At 50.7% G+C, this 791-nt stretch carries 2 protein-coding genes; both read left to right on the top strand.

Going from position 1 to position 791, the window contains the following annotated elements; genetic code table 11:
• Positions 1–4: 4 nt before the first annotated feature.
• Positions 5–169 (top strand): DUF6708 domain-containing protein, encoded by a 165-nt coding sequence (locus N5D48_RS26220; RefSeq protein ID WP_347881639.1) that lies wholly within the window; start codon positions 5–7, stop codon positions 167–169.
• 122 nt (positions 170–291) lie between these two features.
• Positions 292–791 (top strand): DUF6708 domain-containing protein (locus N5D48_RS26215; protein WP_347881638.1); only part of this gene is annotated, 500 nt, incomplete at its 3' end.

The raw sequence follows: 791 nt of genomic DNA, 5'->3' as shown, positions 1-791 counted from the left end.
GTTCATGCAGCAAGGGCCTGAAGCGCTCCCAAAATTCGTTAACCCTCCCCGCGATTGGAACAACGACGCCGAAATCAGCTTCATCCGTCGCCTGGCACCCAAGGTGAAATGGCCCGAGGCGATCGATCTGGAGTCCCGTACGGCTCCCGCGGCCGGAGAAACGTCATGAGAACAAATAAATCTGCCCCCTTTTTCGTACAGCATTCTGGCGGCCAGCTTATCAGTAACTCTATGGCCAGACGTTGGGATCCCTGAAGCATACGCCAGAATCAGCATCGAACAGGAAAGCGAATGAATATCGAGTCGACAATACTTTCCCGACGTGCCACAGGGTGGAAATACGACCTCCCCCCTCCGAACAGTTCACCGCAGCCGCTACAGCCATCTTATGGACCTTGCCCATCATTTTATGCAGATAAAAACTTTCTGGAGTTCTCAAGATCCTCGATGAAAGTCAGGGGTCTCGGGATATATGGAGGGAGCTTGATCTGCATTACAAACGCACTCCACCTAGCGTCACTAATATATTTTTTATTGTTCCCAAGCGAGCCTTACGACACAACAATAATCGCCATAAGCCTGGCTAGTGCAATCATAATATTTTGGCTGATAATCCCAACTATTCGCTTAGACTTTGAATTACCCCGCAACGAGCCCATCCGTTTCAACCGACTACGGCGCAAGGTCTACTTCTACCAATATAGATATGACCGCATTCGAATATTCAGCCGCAGCCGCTGGGGCGTCAAACCGGTTGCCTATGACTGGGACAACCTGATCGCAGAAGCCTC

The organism is Pseudomonas sp. GD03858 (genome assembly GCF_029840925.1).
Classification (GTDB): Bacteria; Pseudomonadota; Gammaproteobacteria; order Pseudomonadales; family Pseudomonadaceae; genus Aquipseudomonas.
This window is presented reverse-complemented; position numbering and strand designations above follow the sequence as displayed.